Source organism: Bradyrhizobium zhengyangense, from assembly GCF_022012435.1.
GTDB lineage: Bacteria > Pseudomonadota > Alphaproteobacteria > Rhizobiales > Xanthobacteraceae > Bradyrhizobium > Bradyrhizobium zhengyangense.
In genome coordinates this window covers 726,872-746,300 of sequence record NZ_JAKLUA010000001.1, presented here as the reverse complement: position 1 = coordinate 746,300, position 19,429 = coordinate 726,872, and the positions used below count along the sequence as shown (strand labels likewise).

Here is a 19,429-nt window from a genome sequence, read left to right as displayed (position 1 = left end):
AAAAGGTGCTAAGAGGGCGCCATGCCAAGCCGTGTCTATCTCGACTGGAATGCGACCACTCCGCTGCGTGCCGAAGCGCGCGCACCGATGCTGGCCGCTTACGAGCTGATCGGCAACCCGTCCTCGGTTCATGCCGAGGGGCGGGAGGCGCGGCGACTGGTCGAGGAGGCCCGGGCCGCGCTGGCCGGGGCCGTGGGCGCGCTGCCGCGGAATATCGTTTTCACCTCCGCTGGTACCGAGGCTAATGTGCTGGCGCTGTCGCCCGGCTTGCGGGGCCGATCGGGCCAGCCGGTGCGGCTGCTGCTGGTCTCTGCGGTGGAGCACGCCTCGGTGCTGGCAGGCGGGCGGTTTCCGGCAGAGAGCGTTAGCCAGATCAGGGTCACGCGCTCCGGCGTGGTCGATCTCGACCATCTCCGTGGACTGCTCGCCGACGGCCCGACGGCACTGGTCTCGATCATGGCAGCCAACAACGAGACCGGGGCGCTCCAGCCGGTGGCCGAGGCGGCAGGGCTGGTCCACGAGGCCGGCGGCCTCCTGCATGTCGATGCAATCCAGGCGCTCGGCAAAATTGCGTTCAATATTAACGCGGTAGGCGCGGACCTTGCGACCTTTTCTGCGCACAAGATCGGCGGCCCCAAGGGCGTCGGCGCGCTTGTCGTGGCCGAGGGGCTTGCCGGTTTGGAACCGGTGCTACGCGGCGGTGGGCAGGAACTCGGCCGGCGGGCGGGAACCGAGAACGTCGCGGGGATCGCTGGCTTCGGCGCGGCGGTGAAAGCTGCCCTTCAGGCTCTGCCTGAGGATGCGGAGCGCATGGCAAGCCTCAGGGATCGCTTGGAAAATGGCCTTCGCGGGATTGCCGGAGCGACTGTCTTCTCTGAAGATGTGATGAGGTTGCCAAATACCGTATTGTTCACCGCGCCCGGGCTGAAGGCCGAGACCGCCGTGATTGGATTCGACCTCGAAGGCATCGCCGTGTCCTCGGGGTCAGCCTGTTCCTCCGGCAAGGTCCAGCCGTCCCACGTACTCTCGGCGATGGGGTACGATGCCACCGTAGCCCAGGGAGCGGTGCGCCTCAGTCTGGGCTGGTCCACGGAACCTGAGGACATCAATAGGGCGTTAGAGGCTTGGCGAAAGCTCGGTAATACCCTACTTAGAGCCTAAGCGACGAAACACGGCTCGAACGGTTCTAAGCCCGTGCTTTCGGCCAAAAAACATCGTAATACTCGTCCGAGTTTGATCCACCGCGGTCCTTGAAACCGCGAGCGGAGGATAGAATGCCAGCCGTCCAAGAGACGGTCGAGCGCGTCAAGCGCATCGACGTCGACCAGTATCGTTATGGGTTTGAGACCCAGATCGAGTCCGACAAGGCCCCCAAGGGGCTGTCAGAAGACACCGTCCGGTTCATCTCCGAGAAGAAGAACGAGCCCGCCTGGATGCTCCAGTGGCGGCTTGAGGCTTACAGGCGCTGGCTGACCATGACCGAGCCGACCTGGGCGCGCGTCGACTATCCCAAGATCGACTTCCAGGACCTTTATTACTATTCGGCGCCGAAGCCGAAGAAGTCGATCACCTCGCTCGACGAGATCGACCCGGAGATTCTGAAAACCTACGAGAAGCTCGGCATTCCCTTGCGGGAAGTCGCCATGCTCGAAGGCGTCGAGCCCAAGGTGGGCGAGGAAGACCCGGCCAAGCGCAAGATCGCGGTCGATGCGGTGTTCGATTCGGTCTCGGTCGCAACCACCTTCAAGGCGGAGCTGAAAAAGGCCGGCGTGATCTTCATGCCGATCTCGGAGGCGATCCGCGAGCATCCTGAATTGGTGCAGAAATATCTCGGCTCGGTGGTTCCGACCTCAGACAATTTCTATGCGACGCTGAACTCGGCGGTGTTCTCCGACGGCTCGTTCGTCTACGTGCCGCCGGGCGTGCGCTGCCCGATGGAACTGTCGACCTATTTCCGCATCAACGAGCGCAACACCGGCCAGTTCGAACGCACGCTGATCATCGCGGACAAGGGCTCCTACGTCTCCTATCTCGAAGGCTGCACCGCGCCGCAGCGCGATGAGAACCAGCTGCACGCGGCTGTCGTCGAACTCGTCGCGCACGACGACGCCGAGATCAAATATTCGACGGTGCAGAACTGGTATCCCGGCAATTCGGAAGGCAAGGGCGGCATCTACAATTTCGTCACCAAGCGTGGCGACTGTCGTGGCAACCGGTCCAAGATTTCCTGGACCCAGGTCGAGACCGGCTCCGCCATCACCTGGAAGTATCCGAGCTGCATTCTGCGCGGTGATAATTCCAGCGGCGAGTTCTACTCGATCGCGATCTCGAACGGCTTCCAGCAGGTCGATTCGGGCACCAAGATGATCCATCTCGGCAAGAACACGTCGAGCCGCATCATCTCGAAGGGCATCGCCGCCGGCAAATCGCAGAACACTTATCGTGGTCTTGTTACGGCTCACCGGAAAGCCACCGGTGCGCGCAACTTCACCGCGTGCGATTCGCTGCTGATCGGCGACAAATGCGGCGCGCACACCGTGCCGTACATCGAGGCCAAGAACTCGTCGGCAACGTTCGAGCACGAAGCGACGACCTCGAAGATCTCCGAGGACGTGCTGTTCTACTGCATCCAGCGCGGCCTTTCGCAGGAAGAGGCGGTCGGCCTCGTCGTCAACGGCTTCGTCAAGGACGTGCTGCAGCAGCTGCCGATGGAATTCGCGGTAGAAGCGCAGAAGCTGATCTCGATCTCGCTTGAAGGGTCGGTCGGCTAATTGCCGACCCTCGCGGCGCGCTTAGGCGCTCCAACATCATCTGATTAAACTGGATACCAAGATGGCTTTGCTTGAAGTGAAAGACCTCAAGGTTCGTGTCGAGGAACGTGAGATCCTCCACGGGCTGACGCTGACCGTGAACGAGGGCGAGGTGCACGCGATCATGGGGCCGAACGGCTCCGGCAAGTCGACGCTCTCGCACGTCATCGCCGGCAAGCCCGGCTACGAGGTCACCGACGGCCAGATCCTGTTCAAGGGCGAGGATCTCTTGGAGATGTCGCCGGACGAGCGCGCCGCCAAGGGCGTGTTCCTGGCGTTCCAGTATCCGGTGGAGATCCCGGGCGTCGCCACCATGACCTTCCTGCGCACCGCGCTGAACGCGCAGCGCAAGGCCCGTGGCGAGAGCGAGTATTCGACGCCGGACTTCCTGAAGAAAGTCCGCGAAGTCTCGAAGTCGCTGAACATCCCGCAGGACATGCTCAAGCGAGGCGTCAATGTCGGCTTCTCCGGCGGCGAGAAGAAGCGCAACGAGGTGCTGCAGATGGCGCTGTTCGAGCCGAGCCTCTGCATCCTCGACGAGATGGATTCGGGCCTCGATATCGACGCGCTGCGCATCGCAGCCGACGGTGTCAACGCGCTGCGTTCGCCGAAGCGCGCGATGGTCGTCATCACCCACTATCAGCGGCTACTCAACTACATCGTGCCCGACGTGGTGCACGTGATGTCGAAGGGCCGTGTCGTGAAGAGCGGCGGCAAGGAATTGGCGCTGGAGCTGGAAGCGTCCGGCTACGCCCAGTTCGAGGACGCCGCGTAAGGAATTTTGCGATGAACGTTGCTGTGGCAAAGACCGGGAACGGCCGCGCGGTGAGCGATCTCTTCGCCAGCGCCGAAGGCCGCTTGCCGGGTTCGCCCGATGTGATCGCGGTGCGCCGCGAGGCCTTCGAGACCTATGAACGTCTCGGCCTTCCGCACCGCCGGATCGAGGAATGGAAATATACCGACCTGCGCGCGCTGGTCGGCGAGGTGCTGCCGCTGGCAGCCGCGCCTGATGCCGCCGCGCTGAAGCGTGCCGCTGAGGCTGTGAAGGCCCATGCGATCGAAGGCGCCCGCAAGCTGGTGCTGGTCGATGGCGTGTTTGCGGCTGACCTGTCCGACACCAAGGCGCTCACTGCTGAGGTGGGGTTCAGGACGCTCCGGGAGGCGCTGGAGAAGGATTCTGGTCTCCTGAAGACTTCATCCACTGATGCTGTGATCGCGCTCAACGCGGCGATGGCGACCGATGGCGTGGTCCTGTCGATCGCGAACGGCGCACAGCTCTCCGCACCGATCCAGATCCTCCACATCGCGACCGCCGCGTCCGCATCTAGTTTCACCCGTTCGCGGGTCGCGATCGGGAAGGGCGCCCGCGCCACCATCGTCGAGAGCTTCGTTTCGGCGGGCGCCAAGGCCTATCAGGTCAACGACGCCGTGATTGTCACGGTGGGTGACGGTGCCGACGTCGCGCATATCCGTCTGATGGACGACGCGGCCGATGCAGCGAACGTCTCCTCACACTTCGTCACCGTCGGCGCCAACGTCAAATTCAACTTCTTCAACATGACCACTGGTGCGGCCGTCAGCCGCCTGCAGGGTTTCATCACCCTGGCGGGCGAGGGCAGCGAGCTCTCGGCCAATGGCGTCAACCTGTTGCAGAAGACCGAGCATGGCGACACCACGCTGGTGGTCGACCATGCCGTGCCGAACTGCGTCAGCCGCGAGATCTTCCGCGCCGTGATTGACGATCGCGCCCATTCGGTGTTCCAGGGCCGCATTATCGTTCGTCCCGATGCGCAGAAGACCGACGGCAAGATGATGACCCGCGCGCTGCTGCTCTCGGACGAAGCCGAGGCCGACAACAAACCTGAGCTCGAGATCTTTGCCGACGACGTTTCCTGCGGCCACGGCGCCACCGCCGGCGCGCTGGACGACAGTCTCTTGTTCTACCTGAAGGCCCGCGGCCTGCCCGAGAAGCAGGCCCAGGCGCTGCTGATCCAGGCGTTCGTCGGCGAGGCGATCGAGCAGATCGCCGACGATGTCTTGCGCGAGCACGTGATCGGCATCGCCGAGCGCTGGCTGGAGCGCCGGTCATGAGCACGCATCCCGCAGTCAAGAACGGCGCCTATGACGTCGCGCGCGTGCGGCAGGATTTTCCGGCGCTCGCCATGCAGGTCTACGGCAAGAAGCTGGTCTATCTCGACAACGCGGCGTCCGCGCAGAAGCCGAGCGTCGTGCTCGATCGCATGACGCAGGCCTATCAGTCCGAATATGCCAACGTTCATCGCGGGCTGCACTATCTCGCCAATGCCGCGACCGAAGCCTATGAGGGCGGTCGCACCAAGGTGGCGCAGTTCATCAACGCGCCGCGAACAGAAGAGGTGATCTTCACCCGCAACGCGACGGAAGCGATCAATCTGGTCGCGTCGTCCTGGGGCGGGCCGAACATCGGAGAAGGCGACGAGATCGTCATCTCGATCATGGAGCACCACTCCAACATCGTGCCCTGGCATTTCCTCAGGGAGCGCCAGGGTGCCGTGATCAAATGGGCGCCTGTTGACGACGAGGGCAATTTCCTCATCGACGAATTCGAGAAGCTTCTGACGCCCAAGACCAAGCTCGTCGCGATCACGCAGATGTCGAATGCGCTCGGCACCATCGTGCCGGTCAAGGACGTCGTGAAGATCGCGCACGCCCGCGGCATCCCGGTGCTGGTCGACGGCAGCCAGGGCGCGGTGCATCTGCCGGTCGACGTCCAGGACATCGGCTGCGATTTCTACGTCTTCACCGGCCACAAGGTGTATGGCCCGACCGGCATCGGCGTGCTCTGGGCCAAGTACGACCACCTCGTCGCGATGCGTCCCTTTAACGGCGGCGGCGAGATGATCCGCGAGGTCTCGCGCGAGATCGTCACCTATGGCGATCCCCCGCACAAGTTCGAGGCAGGCACGCCGGCGATCGTCGAGGCCGTGGGCCTTGGCGCGGCCATCGACTATGTCAATTCGATCGGCAAGGAGCGCATCGCCGCGCACGAGACCGACCTCACCGCCTATGCCCAGGAGCGCTTGCGCGAGATCAACTCGCTGCGGCTGATCGGCACGGCGCGGGGCAAGGGCCCGGTGATTTCCTTCGAGCTCAAGGGCGCACATGCCCACGACGTCGCCACCGTGATCGACCGTCAGGGCATCGCGGTGCGCGCCGGCACCCATTGCGTCATGCCGCTTTTAGAGCGGTTCAACGTGACGGCCACCTGCCGGGCCTCGTTCGGCATGTACAATACGCGGGAAGAAGTCGATCATCTGGCACAGGCGCTGCTCAAGGCGCGGGATTTGTTCGCATGAGTGACACGGCCGAAATCAAAGCCAACCCGATGGAGACGCATTCGGCGCTGCCGCCGGAGGAGACCGAGCGTCTCACCCGCGAGATCATCGCCGGGCTCAAGACGGTGTTCGACCCGGAAATTCCGGCCGACATCTATGAGCTCGGCCTGATCTACAAAGTCGAGATCAAGGACGATCGCTCCGTCGACGTGCAGATGACGCTGACGACGCCGAACTGCCCGGCCGCGGGCGAACTGCCGACCATGGTCGAGAACGCGGTCGCCAGCGTTCCCGGTGTCGGCGTGGTCAACGTCAAGGTGGTCTGGGAGCCGGCCTGGACGCCGGAACGCATGAGCGACGAAGCCCGCCTCGTGCTCAACATGTGGTGACGCGTACTCTCGACATTGAATTTGCACTCCAAGGGACCACATCTCTGACATGACACAGGTCACACCAGCATCCACTCCGAAGCCGCGGCGCCCGCGCCCGCAGGTGATGCGGCTGACGGACACCGCTGCCCAGCGCATCACCGAGCTGACCCAGCGCGCCGACTCCGAGATCGTGGGTCTGCGCGTTGGCGTGAAGAACGGCGGCTGCGCCGGCCAGTCCTACACGGTCGAATACGCCCACGAGATCCGCCCGACCGACGAGGTCGTCGAGGACAAGGGCGTTAAGATCCTGGTCGATCCCAAGGCCGTGCTGTTCCTGCTCGGCACCGAGATGGACTACAGGGCCGACAAGATGCAGGCCCAGTTCGTCTTCAACAACCCCAACCAGATCTCTGCCTGCGGCTGCGGTGAGTCGGTCGAACTGCGCCCGGCCAAGATCGACGGGTAGGCCCTCCCCAATGCTCTTGTGTGCCGGCCGCGCTGCCGCGCCCTTGCGCTGCTGCGTAGAGCCGGGACCCACGCTATAGTCACCGGTGCAATGTGACTGGGCCCCGGCTCGGCAGCGCCATAGCGCGTCGAAGACGCGCGTAAACGCGCTTATGGCACGCTGCGCTGCGTCCGGGGCACGAGGGTGGCGCCATGGACCGTGAATTCCTGATCGACCTGTTCGCCGATTTCGGTCCTGTCACCATCCGAAAAATGTTTTCCGGCCACGGCATCTCCGTCGATGGCGTCAACTTCGCGCTCGCCTTGCGCGCTGGCCTGTTCTTCCGCGCAGACGAGGTGACCATCCCGGACTTTGAGGCGGAAGGCTCAAAACCATTCCAGTACTCCACCCGCGCAAAGACCGTGCTGGTGAACTCCTACTGGGAGCTGCCGGCACGGCTGTTCGACGATTCCGAGGAGCTGGCGCAATGGGCGAGGGCGGCGCTTGCTGCCGCCCAGCGCGCGAAGGTGAAGAAGCGGCCGAAGAAGAAAGCGGCGGCGAAGACGGCTACGAAAAAGGCAACGCCGAAGAAGCCCGCGGCGAAGAAGCGGTCGGCCAAGAAGACGGTGCGGTAGGGTGGGCAAACCGACTTGTCCGCCGTAGCTCGAAGAGCGAAGGCGGAAGCGTGCCCACGTTAGGATTATGACCGCGTGAGACCGTGGGCACGGCGCAAGAGCGCCGAGACCTCAATCCGCGGCCTTGGTCAGCCCGACCCGCATATCCTTGGCCACGAACACGCAGGTGCCGTCGGCGATCACACGCCCATCCGCAATTCCGAGCACCAGCTTGCCGCGGCGGACCATGCGCATGGCGACCTCGTAGCGCACCGATCGCGCCGCCGGTGTGATCTCGCCCGTGGCCTCGACCTCGCCGACGCCGATGGCGCGGCCCTTGCCCGGTGAACCCGACCAGCCGAGCCAGTAGCCGATCATCTGCCACATGGCGTCGAGCCCGAGCGTGGGCGGCATGATCGCATCGCCGCGATAGTGGCAGTCGAAGAACCAGTGGTCCGGCACAATGTCGAGCTCGCCGACGATATGGCCCTTGCCGTATTCGCCCCCATCCAGGCTGATCTCGGTGATGCGGTCCATCATCAGCATCGGCGGGGCCGGCAATTGCGCGTTGCCCGGGCCGAAGTAACCGCCTTCGCTCGATCTCAGCAACTCGTCCTTGGTGTAGGACGGTTGCGGCGTGTGAAAATCATGAGGATTGGGCAAGTGACAAGTCCTCGCGGTCGACTGCATTGAGGTCGCGAGGAAGATGTCGTTCGTCAGGTTGGAATGTCAAGCGGAGCCGGATCTCGCCGCCCGCTGACCTTCTCATGCCACCCGGTTGTGCGTCTCGACCGCGAATTCCGGATCGACTTCGCAGATCACGCGATTGCGGCCGTTGCGCTTGGCGGCGTAAAGGCAGGCGTCCGCGCGCTCGATCAGCGCATCGGTGTCGTCGCCCTGCTTCAGCAGGGAGACGCCGACTGAAATGGTCACGCGGCCGAGGATTTCGCCGGTCGACTTCTTCTTCAGTTCCTTCGCCATCACGGCGCGGCGGATATGATCGGCGACCGTAAGCGCCTGGCGCAGCGCCGTGTTGGGCAGCACCACCGCAAATTCCTCGCCGCCGTAGCGCGCGGTGATATCCTGGCCCTTGATCGTCTGCTTCAACGACAGGCCGACCAGCCGGAGCACCTGGTCGCCGGTGAGATGGCCGTAGGAATCGTTGAACGATTTGAAGTGGTCGATGTCGAACAGCAGCAGCGACAGCGGCTCGCCGCTCGCAAGTGCGCTCTGCACCGCCATGCCGATCATGCGGTCGAAATATTTGCGGTTGCCGAGACCCGTCAGCGGATCGGTGAGGCTTTCGGCGCGGATCGCTTCCAGGCTCTGTTGGAGATTGCTGATCTCGTTCTTGGAAAGCGTCAGCCGGTCTTCCAGCGCCTTGTTGGTCTCGCGCATTTCGCCGGTCGAACGCAGCAGCGTTTCGACGATCGTCTTGATCTGCTCGCGGCTGTTGGCCGAGGATAGTTGCGCCGTCGCGCCCGTCAGGCTGGCGTCGTAGGAGCCGGTCATGCCGAGCGCGTCGCTCAGCACCGTCATCACGTCGTCGATCTCGCCGATGACGCGCGCCCCGACCTTGTCGATGCGGTCGGTCGTTTTGATGTGGGAGAGATAAGTGTCGTAGATTTGCTCGAGATCAATTTCGGTCAGCTTGCCGTTGCGGGCCAGCGTCTCGTTGATGATCTTGTTGAGCGGCGCGTTATAGCCGGTCGCGTAGACGTACCAGATCTCGTAATTGCGGGGAATTGCAGTCTGCTTCAGCGATCGGATCTGACCGAGCGCCACCTCGGCGAACGCCATCGTGCGTTCGTGTTCATCGAGCACTTTGACCACAGAACATACCCCACAGCGGTCGGTGCGCCCATCGACCGCAGCAATGCTTAAATTATGTTCGTAGGCTAACGGACGATGATGAACGGTCGGTAAACGTTCGGCCGTTCAACTCACGCGTGTATCGCGGTGTCAGGCTCCGGCGGGAGAGCGGACCGGCCGCAGCAGGAATGCCGGGAGATGCGAGTGATCGCCGGGCTCGGTGTCGGCTTCCCGCTGCCGACGGGGCTCGGGGCGGCCGATCGACGGCACGTGGGAATTGTTGGCCTGTTGGCGCGAGCCGTGGCGGGCCTCGGACGATGGACGCGCTTCGCGCTGTGGCCTTGCCTCGCGAGCAGGCCGCGCTTCGCGCGCGGGCCGAACTTCGGCAGCAGGTCTTGTATCCGACGAAGGCGTCGCCTCGGAGGACTGTCGCGCCTCGCGCGGCTCGTGGCTGCGCTCGCGGTCGCGACCGCGCTGCGGCTTGCCGCGTCCGCCGCGGGAACGTTCACGATCACGTCCGCGCGCTTCGCGCGGACGGTCGCTCTTCTCACCCGAATCCGCATGCACCTCATAGTCGCCTTCGGCGCGGGGAATGCTCTGGCCGATTAGCTTTTCGATCGCAACCATCGACTTCTGGTCGAGCGGGGTCACGATCGAGATCGCGGTGCCGGTGCGGCCGGCTCGGCCGGTGCGGCCGACGCGATGGACGTAATCGTCGGGATGGTGGGGGACGTCGAAATTGAAGACGTGGCTGACCTCGGGAATGTCGAGGCCGCGGGCGGCGACGTCGGAGGCGACCAGCAGCGGCAGTTCACCCTTGCGGAACTGTTCAAGCGCCGCCATACGGGCCGGCTGATCCATGTCGCCATGCAGGGCGCCGACGCTGAAGCCGTGCTTCTGAAGCGATTTGTGAACGACCGCGACTTCCCGCTTGCGATTGCAGAAGATGATCGCGTTCTTGAGATCCTTGGCCTCGCGCAACAGGCGGCGAAGCAATTCGCGTTTCTCATGCGCCTCGCGCCCGGCCGGTACCTGGGACTGCGTGACCGTGACAGCGGTGGTGGCCGGCTTGGAAACTTCGACCTTCTGCGGATTGTGCAGGAAGGTTTCGGTGATGCGCCGGATTTCCGGCGGCATGGTCGCGGTGAAGAACAGGGTCTGCCGCGTGAAGGGGACCAGCTTGCAGATGCGCTCGATGTCAGGGATGAAGCCCATGTCCAGCATGCGGTCGGCTTCGTCGATCACGAGCAGCTCGACGCCGGTGAGCAGCAGGCCGCCCCGCTCGGTATGGTCGAGCAGGCGGCCCGGGGTGGCGATCAGCACGTCGACGCCGCGCGTCAGCTTGGCATCCTGGTCGCCGAAGGAGACGCCGCCAATCAGGAGGGCGACGTTGAGTTTCTGGCCGGCGCCGTAGCGGTCGAAGTTTTCCTTCACCTGCGCCGCGAGCTCGCGGGTCGGCTCCAGGATCAGCGTGCGCGGCATGCGCGCGCGGGCGCGGCCCTTTTCGAGGATGGTGAGCATCGGCAGCACGAAGGCCGCGGTCTTGCCGGTGCCGGTCTGGGCGATGCCGAGCACGTCCTTGCGTGCAAGGACGTGGGGGATCGCCTGTTCCTGGATGGGGGTCGGGGTGGTGTAACCGGTGGCCGCCACTGCGGCGAGGACTTTTTCGGACAGTCCGAGATTTGAAAAGGACATTGAGCCTCTGGTCGAAACCGCCGTTCGGAATCGAGGGTAATAAGGCTGGTCGCGTTCCACCCCGAAACGGCGCGCTCTCAAAGAAGCTGGGGGTGCTGACTCACGCGAACAAAGCGCCAAGCTCAGGAATCGGTTTTCGATCTGAGCCGCGTCGCTCCGGAACATAGGGCGGAATCGGCCAAAGTCAATGGAGCAGGCGCGGGAAGGTCCTAAAAACCCTGAGGTTTTTGCCCAAATCACGGGCGGGGCTCGGCTTTTCGGCTGCAGTGGCCGCGCGGGTGGTTAACGCCCCCCTGCGACCTGGGCACGAAAATCACCGGGCGCCATGCCATAGGCGGCGTTGAAGACTCGGTAATAGGTCGCAAGGCTCTCGAAACCGCAGGCGGTGGCGATGTCGGCGATCAGCCGCTGCGGCGCTTCGCTTATCAGGTGGCGGCTTCTCTTGAGCCGCTCCTCCGTCACGGTCTGGGAGAAGCTGCGCTCGGCAACCTCGAACAGCATGTGCAGATGGCGCACGGAGACGCCGAGCAGGTCGGCCACCCGTGCCGGCGCCAGATCCGGGTCCTGCAAATGGCGCGCGATCAGACGCCGCGCCAGCGACAGGCGGGCGGTCCGCAGCGCAGCCTGTCCGCGCCGGCTGCCCGGCCTGACGATGCCGCGCTCGATCAGCGCCAGATGCCCGAGCGCCTGCACCAGTGGGACGGCGCCCGGCGAGCCTTCGGTCGCGGCCGCCTCGCCGAGATCGGCAAAACAGGCGTCGAGCAGGGGCGCCAGCGTGGCATCGTTGAACGTCTTGGGCGCAAGCTCGCGCATGCGCCTGTCCTGTGTCTCAAGGCCGCTGACCGGGATCTTCAGGATGCGCAGATGAAAGCCGGCTTCGCCCAGCGGCCGCGTGCGGTAGGGCAGGTCGGTATGGCTGGTGGCAAAGCTGCCATTGCCAATGGCGAAATCGCTCGAGCGCATGCCGCCGAACCAGCCGCCGCCGCCCAGCTGCTGGTAGACGCAGATGCTGTCACCCGGCGCGTAGCTGATGTCGGATGGGCTCCGTTCGACCGCATAGGGGGAGGCCTTCAGCTCGACCAGGCCGCCAGTGCCGACCTGGGTCAGCGAGAACGCCCCGTAAAACCCTGTGCGCTGTTCGCGCTCGAGCTCAGCGGTGACCCCGAACAGTCCCTTGGCGCGGACCTCGCGCCAATAGTCGAAACGGTCATGAGGTTCGACTTCGTCGGTACACCAGCGATACACGGCAGCCCCTCGCTTGCGCGCAATTGCCCTAGAAAAAGCAGATTCCAGCGGAATCTGCCATAGGCCAGATGATGGAACCACGGGGACCATCAGGTTGAACCGGCATTGCGGCTGGACCGACTATCACATCAACGGCGTAAGGTTTCCGCAGGGAGCCAATGGGAAGCCGTTTTGCAACGGGATATCACGATGACGCGTCGGGTCTTCAGAATTCTGGCCGCGCTGGGCCTGGCAGCGAGCCTCAGCGGCATCGCAAGCGTTGCGCATGCCGAAAAGCGCGTCGCGCTCGTGATCGGCAACAACGACTACAAGAACGTGCCGAAGCTCGTGAAGGCCGTCAACGACGCCCGCACCATGGGCGACACGCTGAAGCAGCTCGGCTTCCAGGTGATGGTCGCTGAAAACCAGAACCGTCAGCAATTCACGGAGACGCTGCTCGCCTTCGACCGGGTGATCGAGCCCGGCGATACCGCGTTCTTCTTCTATGCCGGCCATGGCTTCGAGATCGCGGGCCAGAACTATCTGCTGCCGACCGACGTGCCGGCGGCGACCGAAGGCCAGGAAGAGCTGGTGCGCGATGCCTCCATTCTGGCCGATCGTGTCGTCGAGCGTCTCCAGAACAAGAAGGCGCGCACCTCGATCCTGGTGTTCGACGCCTGCCGCAACAATCCGTTCGAACGTTCAGGCACGCGTGCGGTCGCCGGCGGTGGTGGCCTCGCGCCGATGACCCAGCTTCCCGAAGGTGTGTTCTCGGTGTTCTCAGCGGGTCCGCGCCAGACCGCGCTCGATCGTCTCTCCAACGACGATGCCAATCCCAATTCGGTGTTCACGCGCACGTTCGCCAAGGAGTTGCTCCAGCCTGGCGAGAATCTCGTGCAGGTCGCACAGCACACGCGCCGTCTGGTCAGCGAGATGGCCGATACCGTCAGGCACAAGCAGGTGCCCGTCTATTTCGACCAGATGGTCGATGACGTCTTCCTCAGTGGCGTCGTGAAGGATGCGGCCGCCGCAGCGGCTCGGCCCGCCGATCCGCCGCAGCAAAAGGTCGCCGCGTTGCCGCCGGTGTCTGTGCCGCGCGTGCCGAAGGAGGAAAGCACCAATGCGCCGATCGCGAGCTTCTCGCGCCACAATGGCGGCTGGAGCGTGACGTTCTCCTTCGCAGATCCCACGATCGGAATTTCATGGCGCATGGCCGGCAAGGGCGATTTCCGTGAGACCGGCTTCATGGACACGCTTGATCCGCGCACCCGCAAGCGGATGCCGAACCCCTCGATCGAGCTGCCGGTGGATGCCCAGGCCGGCACCATCGAGGTCCGCTACGTCGACGCCTCCGGCGACATGCAGGGCCCGTTCCCGATCAAGTTCGATCCGGAAGCAGCTCTGATCCGCGATCAGCGCAAGATCCTCGACATGACCGCCACAAGTTGGCTGTCATTCCGCCAGTTCAACGGGCTGCTGGTCTATTATTCCCATCTGGTCTCGTATCGCTGCGCAATCCGCGAGGCGCGCATCGGCATCGACACGGCGGTGCCGGATAAGGTGCTGAAACTGCCGGCTTGCGATCTCCGCGATCCCTCTGCGATCACGGCCGGCATGCTGCTCTATGAGAAGCTGCCGCCAGCAACGCAGTTCATGTCGGTCGAATTGACCTATCGTGACGGCAGCGTGTCGGAGGTCAAGACTTTCCGGACGGCGAACCGCAGCAATAATTGAGCTGCTTCCTGCGATCAAATTGAGCCTTTCGCATGGGCGGGCGTTACAATCCCGTTGTGGATCGCAGCGCCGGGAGCCCGCACGATGGACGCAAGTACGCCCCAACAATTTCCTTCTCGCTCCATGAAGGTCCGCTGCTGCATCGTCGGCGGCGGTCCTGCGGGCATGATGCTCGGCTATCTGCTGGGACGCGCCGGCATCGATGTCGTGGTGCTGGAGAAGCATGCTGATTTCTTCCGCGACTTTCGCGGCGACACCGTGCATCCCTCGACGCTTCAGGTGATGGACGAGCTCGGCCTCATCGACGGCTTTCTCAAGCTGCCGCATCAGCGCTTGCAAAAGATGGACGGCCTGTTCGGCGGCACCAAGGTGCGAATCGCCGATCTCGGCCGGCTGAAAACGAAATACCCTTTCATCGCCTTCATGCCGCAATGGGATTTTCTCAATTTCCTGCGCGAGGCCGGCAAGCGTTTCTCCTCGCTCGACGTGCTGATGAGCACGGAGGCGGTCGACCTGATCCGCCGCGGCGATACCATCGCGGGCGTGCGCGCAAGCACGCCCGACGGCATCCTCGACATCGAGGCCGATCTCACCATCGCCTGCGACGGCCGCCACTCGACGGTGCGCGAGCGCGCAGGCCTTGCCGTCGAGGAGATCGGTGCGCCGATGGACGTGCTCTGGTTCCGCGCGGGCCGCAGGCCGGACGAGACCGAGAACCTGTTTGCGCGCATCGAGCCCGGCAAGATGATGGTCACCTTCGACCGCGGCGATTACTGGCAGTGCGCCTATGTCATCGCCAAGGGACAATATGATGCGGTGAAGGCGAGGGGACTACAGGCGCTGCTCGACGATGTCGTGCGCATGGCGCCGGTGCTCAAGCACGGCATCGCCGACGTCAAGAGTTTCGACGACGTGAAGTTGCTGACGGTCGCGATCAACCGTCTGAGCCACTGGACGCGACCCGGACTGCTTTGTATCGGCGACGCCGCGCATGCGATGTCGCCGGTCGGCGGCGTCGGCGTCAATTTGGCCGTGCAGGATGCGGTCGCGACCGCGAACCTGCTGGCCGAGAAGCTGATGCGCGGCTGTCCATCCGAAGATGAGCTCGATGCCGTGAGGCATCGCCGCGAATTCCCGGTGAAGATGACCCAGGCGATGCAGGTGGTCGTGCAGAACAACATCGTCAGCAGCGCGCTGAAAGGCGGCAATCAACCGTTCAAGGTGCCGCTGATCTTGCGCCTGATCTCCGCTTTGCCCTGGCTCCAGGGCATTCCCGCGCGTTTCATCGCCATCGGCGTGCGGCCCGAGCACGTGCATTCGCCGGCATCCTGACGCAGTGATTTGGTAGGGATAACGCCGCGTTAAATTGCGGCGTCCGCGTTGCGCGCCTGCAACAGCGCCCGGGGATTCAAAGACTGCCCAATGCCAATCCGGCGCCTTAACTTTGTTGATTCAAATTTGAGTAAGAACTGCGTGTGAGCGTGCGCCCATCAAAGGACACGGGGTGTACCATGCGTAACAAATTGATTGCTGCCTTCGCCTGCACGACTGCTCTGGTTTCGACCGGCGCTGCTTCCGCCGCCGATCTCGCCGCGCGTCCTTACACCAAGGCACCTGCCTACATCGAGCCGCTGTTCAACTGGACCGGCTTCTACGTCGGTGGCCACATCGGTGGCGCCTGGACCAACGAGCAGTTCATCAACAACGGGACCGGCGCGCCGTTCGGCGATCTGACGCCGGGCCAGGGCTATCGTCAGCGCGGCGCCGGCATCATGGGCGGCGCCCAGATCGGCTACAACTGGCAGGCCAACAACTACGTGTTCGGCATGGAGGGCACGATCTCCGGTCTCGACAACAAGGGCACCGTCGTGAACAACGCGTTCGGTGCGGGCGATGACGTCTTCACCTGGCGTACGAACGTTCTCGCGACCGTCGTCGGCCGCGCCGGCTTCGCCGTTCAGAACAACCTGTTCTACGTCAAGGGCGGCTATGCCGGCGTGAACAATCGTCTCAACGTCAGCGACACCGTCGGCGTGGCGCAAGGCTCGGGCGGGCAGACTCACTGGGCCAACGGCTGGACCGTCGGCGCCGGCTGGGAATACGGCATCACCCGCAACTGGATCGTCGGCCTCGAGTACAATTACGCGGCCTTCGGCAGCCAGACCTATCAGCTCGGCGGCCTGTCCGGAAACTACACCTTCGACGCCAAGCCGCGCGACATCCAGTGGGCGGTCGTGCGCGCCAGCTACAAGTTCGACGCGCCTGTGATCGCGCGCTACTGAGCAACAAGCGACCAATCAAAGAAAAGATCACGACAAAATTAAAAGCCCCGGCTTCCACCGGGGCTTCTTTTTTGCGTGCAGCCGCGGCATGCGCCTCAGGCCATGACCGAGAAGCCGCCGTCGACGGGGATCGCTGTGCCCGTGACGAAGTTCGATGCCGGCGAGGCGAGGAACACGGCGATGCCGGCGAAGTCGTCGATGTCACCCCAGCGCCCTGCAGGGGTGCGTGCCAGGACGCGCTCGTGCAGGCCCGAGACCTGCTTGCGCGCGCCGCGGGTGAGATCGGTGTCGATCCAGCCCGGCAGGATCGCATTGACCTGGATGTTGTCGGGCGCCCACGCGTTGGCGCACGCGCGCGTGTACTGAACGATGCCGCCCTTGCTCGCCGCATAGGCCGTCGCGAAGCTGGCGCCGAAGATCGACATCATCGAGCCGATATTGATCACCTTGCCGTTGCCCGATGCCTTCAGCGCCGGATAGGCGAGCTTCGAGCAGACGAAGGCGCTGGTGAGGTTGGTGTCGATCACCTTGTTCCACTCGTCGAGCTCGAGCTCGTGCGGCGGCTTGCGGATGCTCATTCCGGCATTGTTGATCAGGATGTCGATGCGGCCGAGCTCCCTGGCGACGCGGTCGATCATCGCCGCGACCGCGTCCTTGTCGGTGACATCGGTGGTGACTGAGATCGCCTTCACGCCGCGCGCTTTGAGATCGGCGACGGCCGCGGCCGATTTGGCTTCGTTGCGTCCGACCACGGCGATATCGGCGCCGGCGTCGGCGAGCCCATGGGCAAGGCCAAGCCCAATGCCGCCATTGCCTCCTGTGACGATCGCGACCTTGCCGCGGAGATCGAACCGGTTGGCTGTCATGCTTTCACTTCCTGGTTTCTTTTATTGGTTGCTCTGCCAGATCAGGACCAGCCCGAATCCGGCCATGGCAGCGCCATAGCCGGCCCATTGCAGCTGGTTGATCATGAAGCTCGATCGCGGCCAGGCGACGGTGCCCGTGCCCTGTCCGATCCAGAGCAGCCCGATAGCGAGGGCAAACAGGCCTGCTACAAGCAGAAATCTGCGCATGCATTCCTCCCCATCGGCCTGATTCTGTCGTGACCCGCGGCAGGAACGATCGCCGCTGGTCACGAAAACTTCCCGCCAGACTAGCCGTAGCTTCAGTTCAGATACAATGGCTGCGGAGGCAAAGCCGTAGAGGAGAATGCATGTCCGTGCGCAAGCTGATCTCCAGACGCAAGGTGATCTTGGGCGCAGCTGCTGCGGCCGTGCTTGTCGCGGCTTATGCGGGTATTCCTCGCCAAGCGGATCTCCGGGCGTTCGATCCGGGCGAGATGGCACGGCTCGAGACCGCGATGTGGCGCGACTATTACGACAAGCGCTATGCCGCGCTGTTTTACCATCTCTATGCCTCGACGCGGACGCAGTTCGGCTTTTCCCCGTTCAGGAGCCTGCATATTGCGTTCAGTGCCGCCGAGGCAGCCAAGGCGTTCCAGCCGACGCACTCACGGCAGGAGGCTGATAAGGCGCTGCCGGCGCTCGTGGGCTACTACCGCGATTTCGCAGCGGCCGCGCCCGTGGCGTTTGACGTCGAAGAGGCGGCTCGTCTCGAGCTCGACTGGTGGCAGGCGCGCCGCGAGGCGGTCGGCCCGCAGGACTATGGTTTGACGATCGCACGTGTGGCAGCGCTGACCTATGGCAAGAGCGCTGACGACGCAGGGATCAGGCAGTTCGGGATCGTTCGGGCGGAAGCGATGGCGTTCCGTGATGCCAAGGCCGAGGCCATCACCGAGGCCGATTGGGCCACCGTCGAAACCAAGCTTGCCGGCGCCTACCAGTCGCTGAAGGCGAGCGTTGCGCGTTAGAAGGGCCCCTCATAACGAAAAAGCCCCGGCGAAGCCGGGGCTTTGACGTCTAAACTTTCGTTCAGCTCAGTACTTTTAAGCTCAGGACGTTCTAAGCTCAGTACTTGGCGACGACCGGACCGGTCCAGTTGAAGCGATAGACCAGCGAGGTCGAGATCGTCTGGTTCCAGCTGTTGGCGCGGATGCTGTTCACGCCGGTCGGCAGGTTGGTTGCGTCGACGATTTCATCGCGGGTCTTGGCATCGTAGAAGGCCGAGCGGTATTCGGTCTTCATGAACCAGCCGGGCGAGGAGATACCGAAGATGTTCAGGCTGTTCTCGACGCCGCCGCCGACGAACCAGCCGTTACGGTTGTAGCCGTTGAGGTGGAGGCCGGTCGGGCCGCCAGCCAGGTTGGTGAAGCTGGTGCTGCCGAAGTGGGCGCCCGAGTAACCGCCGTTGACGTAGGACAGAACGTTCGGAGCGACCAGCCAGCCGAGGCGCACGCCGGCGGCCCAGGAGTCTTCCAGCTTCTGCTTACCGGTGAGGCCGAGGAGCGGATCCTGCACGGTGCCGCTGATGCTGCCGAACTGACCGTCAGCGAACACGCCGGCGACCCAGGTGCTATTGAACTGCCAGTCGTAGCCGAGACCGACGGTGCCGAACCAGCCCGAACCACCCTGACGCTGGGTGATCGTGAGCGGAGTGCCCGTCGTGGTCGAGACGATGCTCTGGTCGGAGTTCGAGAGGCCACCGCCGCCGCCGCCGAAGATGTAGAAGCCGGTCCAGTTGGCAACCGGAGCAACCATCGGGGCCTTCACGTAGGGACGGGCAGCCAGGTCAGCAGCTGAAGCCGAACCGGTCATTGCCGCAATCGCGGTCAGAGCGAGTGCAATCTTCTTCATGATGAAATCCCCAACCTTGGTTCGTAGCAGGCGCGAGCGCACTGAAGTCCGTGTGATCTGATGCCCGGACTATAGACGGTTCTCGCCGAAATGCTGTTGCAGCGCAGGCACAGTCGCCGGAAAACGCCCCGCGCCCCCGGTTCCAAGGCGTCATTGCAGGAATCTGAAAAGCCAAGGGAATTCATGATGTTGTAGGGATCTCCGGCTTTTCCCTTTGGGTAGGTTTTCGTTAGGAATTCGCCTTTGTCCGAAATGGAGGCAATTCTGCCTCGGCCGTGGGGCGGCTTGGGCCCCGTGAGTCGCTGGCCGAGTCGCACGCCTGAGAGGCGGATCGCCATGGAATCAATCACCGGGAAGGCCAAGTGTACCGCCCCG

19 protein-coding genes are annotated in these 19,429 nt (G+C 63.7%); 12 read left to right on the top strand and 7 right to left on the bottom strand.

Going from position 1 to position 19,429, the window contains the following annotated elements; all coding sequences use genetic code 11:
• Positions 1-21: 21 nt before the first annotated feature.
• The 8 genes from L6637_RS03625 to L6637_RS03590 all read left to right on the top strand — a co-directional run bounded on the left by L6637_RS03625 (position 22) and on the right by L6637_RS03590 (position 7,575).
• A complete protein-coding gene (locus tag L6637_RS03625) occupies positions 22-1,161 on the top strand; it encodes a cysteine desulfurase family protein (protein ID WP_237869219.1) in 1,140 nt (379 codons plus the stop codon).
• Positions 1,162-1,274: 113 nt separating this feature from the next.
• Positions 1,275-2,771, top strand: a complete 1,497-nt coding sequence (gene sufB / locus L6637_RS03620; RefSeq protein ID WP_237858012.1) for a Fe-S cluster assembly protein SufB — start codon at positions 1,275-1,277, stop codon at positions 2,769-2,771.
• 61 nt (positions 2,772-2,832) lie between these two features.
• On the top strand, positions 2,833-3,585 hold the full coding sequence (gene sufC / locus L6637_RS03615) for a Fe-S cluster assembly ATPase SufC (protein WP_237858011.1): 753 nt from the start codon (positions 2,833-2,835) through the stop codon (positions 3,583-3,585).
• Between the two features lie 11 nt (positions 3,586-3,596).
• Positions 3,597-4,901 (top strand): Fe-S cluster assembly protein SufD, encoded by a 1,305-nt coding sequence (sufD, locus tag L6637_RS03610; RefSeq protein WP_237869217.1) that lies wholly within the window; start codon positions 3,597-3,599, stop codon positions 4,899-4,901.
• Positions 4,898-6,145 carry a cysteine desulfurase gene (locus L6637_RS03605; RefSeq protein ID WP_237869215.1) on the top strand — a complete coding sequence of 416 codons (1,248 nt, stop codon included), beginning with the start codon at positions 4,898-4,900 and terminating at the stop codon, positions 6,143-6,145. Before sufD ends, L6637_RS03605 begins: the two co-directional genes overlap by 4 nt.
• Entirely contained in the window at positions 6,142-6,513 is a 372-nt protein-coding gene (locus L6637_RS03600) for an SUF system Fe-S cluster assembly protein (protein WP_237869213.1), read from the top strand. The genes L6637_RS03605 and L6637_RS03600 overlap by 4 nt, the downstream gene beginning before the upstream one ends.
• 49 nt (positions 6,514-6,562) lie before the next feature.
• Complete coding sequence (locus L6637_RS03595; protein ID WP_237858008.1) at positions 6,563-6,961, top strand: HesB/IscA family protein; 399 nt, start codon at positions 6,563-6,565, stop codon at positions 6,959-6,961.
• A 191-nt stretch (positions 6,962-7,152) separates the two neighbouring features.
• Entirely contained in the window at positions 7,153-7,575 is a 423-nt protein-coding gene (locus L6637_RS03590; RefSeq protein ID WP_237869212.1) for a TfoX/Sxy family protein, read from the top strand.
• Between the two features lie 111 nt (positions 7,576-7,686).
• Here the strand turns inward: L6637_RS03590 and fabA are convergent, their stop codons facing one another.
• The 4 genes from fabA to L6637_RS03570 form a co-directional block, all read right to left on the bottom strand.
• Positions 7,687-8,217 (bottom strand): bifunctional 3-hydroxydecanoyl-ACP dehydratase/trans-2-decenoyl-ACP isomerase, encoded by a 531-nt coding sequence (gene fabA, locus L6637_RS03585; protein WP_237869211.1) that lies wholly within the window; start codon positions 8,215-8,217, stop codon positions 7,687-7,689.
• Between the two features lie 102 nt (positions 8,218-8,319).
• The gene (locus L6637_RS03580; RefSeq protein ID WP_237858005.1) at positions 8,320-9,387 is read right to left on the bottom strand and encodes a GGDEF domain-containing protein; all 1,068 of its coding nucleotides are present in this window, start codon (positions 9,385-9,387) and stop codon (positions 8,320-8,322) included.
• Positions 9,388-9,516: 129 nt separating this feature from the next.
• Positions 9,517-11,061, bottom strand: coding sequence for a DEAD/DEAH box helicase (locus L6637_RS03575; RefSeq protein WP_237869210.1), 1,545 nt, complete (start codon positions 11,059-11,061; stop codon positions 9,517-9,519).
• Positions 11,062-11,343: 282 nt separating this feature from the next.
• A complete protein-coding gene (locus L6637_RS03570) occupies positions 11,344-12,306 on the bottom strand; it encodes a helix-turn-helix transcriptional regulator (RefSeq protein WP_237869209.1) in 963 nt (320 codons plus the stop codon).
• A gap of 189 nt (positions 12,307-12,495) precedes the next feature.
• Between L6637_RS03570 and L6637_RS03565 the strand changes: the two genes are divergently transcribed.
• From L6637_RS03565 to L6637_RS03555, 3 genes are all read left to right on the top strand, one after another.
• Positions 12,496-14,019 (top strand): caspase family protein, encoded by a 1,524-nt coding sequence (locus L6637_RS03565; RefSeq protein ID WP_237869208.1) that lies wholly within the window; start codon positions 12,496-12,498, stop codon positions 14,017-14,019.
• An 84-nt stretch (positions 14,020-14,103) separates the two neighbouring features.
• Positions 14,104-15,351: an FAD-dependent oxidoreductase gene (locus L6637_RS03560; protein WP_237869207.1), complete on the top strand. Its 1,248-nt coding sequence runs from the start codon at positions 14,104-14,106 to the stop codon at positions 15,349-15,351.
• A gap of 179 nt (positions 15,352-15,530) precedes the next feature.
• The gene (locus L6637_RS03555) at positions 15,531-16,301 is read left to right on the top strand and encodes an outer membrane protein (RefSeq protein WP_237858000.1); all 771 of its coding nucleotides are present in this window, start codon (positions 15,531-15,533) and stop codon (positions 16,299-16,301) included.
• 95 nt (positions 16,302-16,396) lie between these two features.
• On the opposite strand, the gene L6637_RS03550 is transcribed toward L6637_RS03555, so the two are convergent.
• Positions 16,397-17,167 carry an SDR family NAD(P)-dependent oxidoreductase gene (locus L6637_RS03550; RefSeq protein WP_237869205.1) on the bottom strand — a complete coding sequence of 257 codons (771 nt, stop codon included), beginning with the start codon at positions 17,165-17,167 and terminating at the stop codon, positions 16,397-16,399.
• Between the two features lie 21 nt (positions 17,168-17,188).
• The gene (locus L6637_RS03545) at positions 17,189-17,374 is read right to left on the bottom strand and encodes a hypothetical protein (RefSeq protein WP_237869203.1); all 186 of its coding nucleotides are present in this window, start codon (positions 17,372-17,374) and stop codon (positions 17,189-17,191) included.
• Positions 17,375-17,514: 140 nt separating this feature from the next.
• Between L6637_RS03545 and L6637_RS03540 the strand changes: the two genes are divergently transcribed.
• Positions 17,515-18,171, top strand: a complete 657-nt coding sequence (locus tag L6637_RS03540) for a hypothetical protein (protein ID WP_237869202.1) — start codon at positions 17,515-17,517, stop codon at positions 18,169-18,171.
• Between the two features lie 97 nt (positions 18,172-18,268).
• Here L6637_RS03540 and L6637_RS03535 read toward each other — a convergent pair whose 3' ends face one another.
• The gene (locus L6637_RS03535) at positions 18,269-19,054 is read right to left on the bottom strand and encodes an outer membrane protein (RefSeq protein ID WP_237869201.1); all 786 of its coding nucleotides are present in this window, start codon (positions 19,052-19,054) and stop codon (positions 18,269-18,271) included.
• Positions 19,055-19,429 lie beyond the last annotated feature (375 nt).

Coding starts and splice junctions, on each gene's coding strand:
- L6637_RS03625 (WP_237869219.1), top strand. CDS start 22: ATGCCAAGCCGTGTCTATCTCGACTGGAATGCGACCACTCCGCTGCGT.
- sufB (WP_237858012.1), top strand. CDS start 1,275: ATGCCAGCCGTCCAAGAGACGGTCGAGCGCGTCAAGCGCATCGACGTC.
- sufC (WP_237858011.1), top strand. CDS start 2,833: ATGGCTTTGCTTGAAGTGAAAGACCTCAAGGTTCGTGTCGAGGAACGT.
- sufD (WP_237869217.1), top strand. CDS start 3,597: ATGAACGTTGCTGTGGCAAAGACCGGGAACGGCCGCGCGGTGAGCGAT.
- L6637_RS03605 (WP_237869215.1), top strand. CDS start 4,898: ATGAGCACGCATCCCGCAGTCAAGAACGGCGCCTATGACGTCGCGCGC.
- L6637_RS03600 (WP_237869213.1), top strand. CDS start 6,142: ATGAGTGACACGGCCGAAATCAAAGCCAACCCGATGGAGACGCATTCG.
- L6637_RS03595 (WP_237858008.1), top strand. CDS start 6,563: ATGACACAGGTCACACCAGCATCCACTCCGAAGCCGCGGCGCCCGCGC.
- L6637_RS03590 (WP_237869212.1), top strand. CDS start 7,153: ATGGACCGTGAATTCCTGATCGACCTGTTCGCCGATTTCGGTCCTGTC.
- L6637_RS03575 (WP_237869210.1), bottom strand. CDS start 11,061: ATGTCCTTTTCAAATCTCGGACTGTCCGAAAAAGTCCTCGCCGCAGTG.
- L6637_RS03565 (WP_237869208.1), top strand. CDS start 12,496: ATGACGCGTCGGGTCTTCAGAATTCTGGCCGCGCTGGGCCTGGCAGCG.
- L6637_RS03560 (WP_237869207.1), top strand. CDS start 14,104: ATGGACGCAAGTACGCCCCAACAATTTCCTTCTCGCTCCATGAAGGTC.
- L6637_RS03555 (WP_237858000.1), top strand. CDS start 15,531: ATGCGTAACAAATTGATTGCTGCCTTCGCCTGCACGACTGCTCTGGTT.
- L6637_RS03550 (WP_237869205.1), bottom strand. CDS start 17,167: ATGACAGCCAACCGGTTCGATCTCCGCGGCAAGGTCGCGATCGTCACA.
- L6637_RS03545 (WP_237869203.1), bottom strand. CDS start 17,374: ATGCGCAGATTTCTGCTTGTAGCAGGCCTGTTTGCCCTCGCTATCGGG.
- L6637_RS03540 (WP_237869202.1), top strand. CDS start 17,515: ATGTCCGTGCGCAAGCTGATCTCCAGACGCAAGGTGATCTTGGGCGCA.
- L6637_RS03535 (WP_237869201.1), bottom strand. CDS start 19,054: ATGAAGAAGATTGCACTCGCTCTGACCGCGATTGCGGCAATGACCGGT.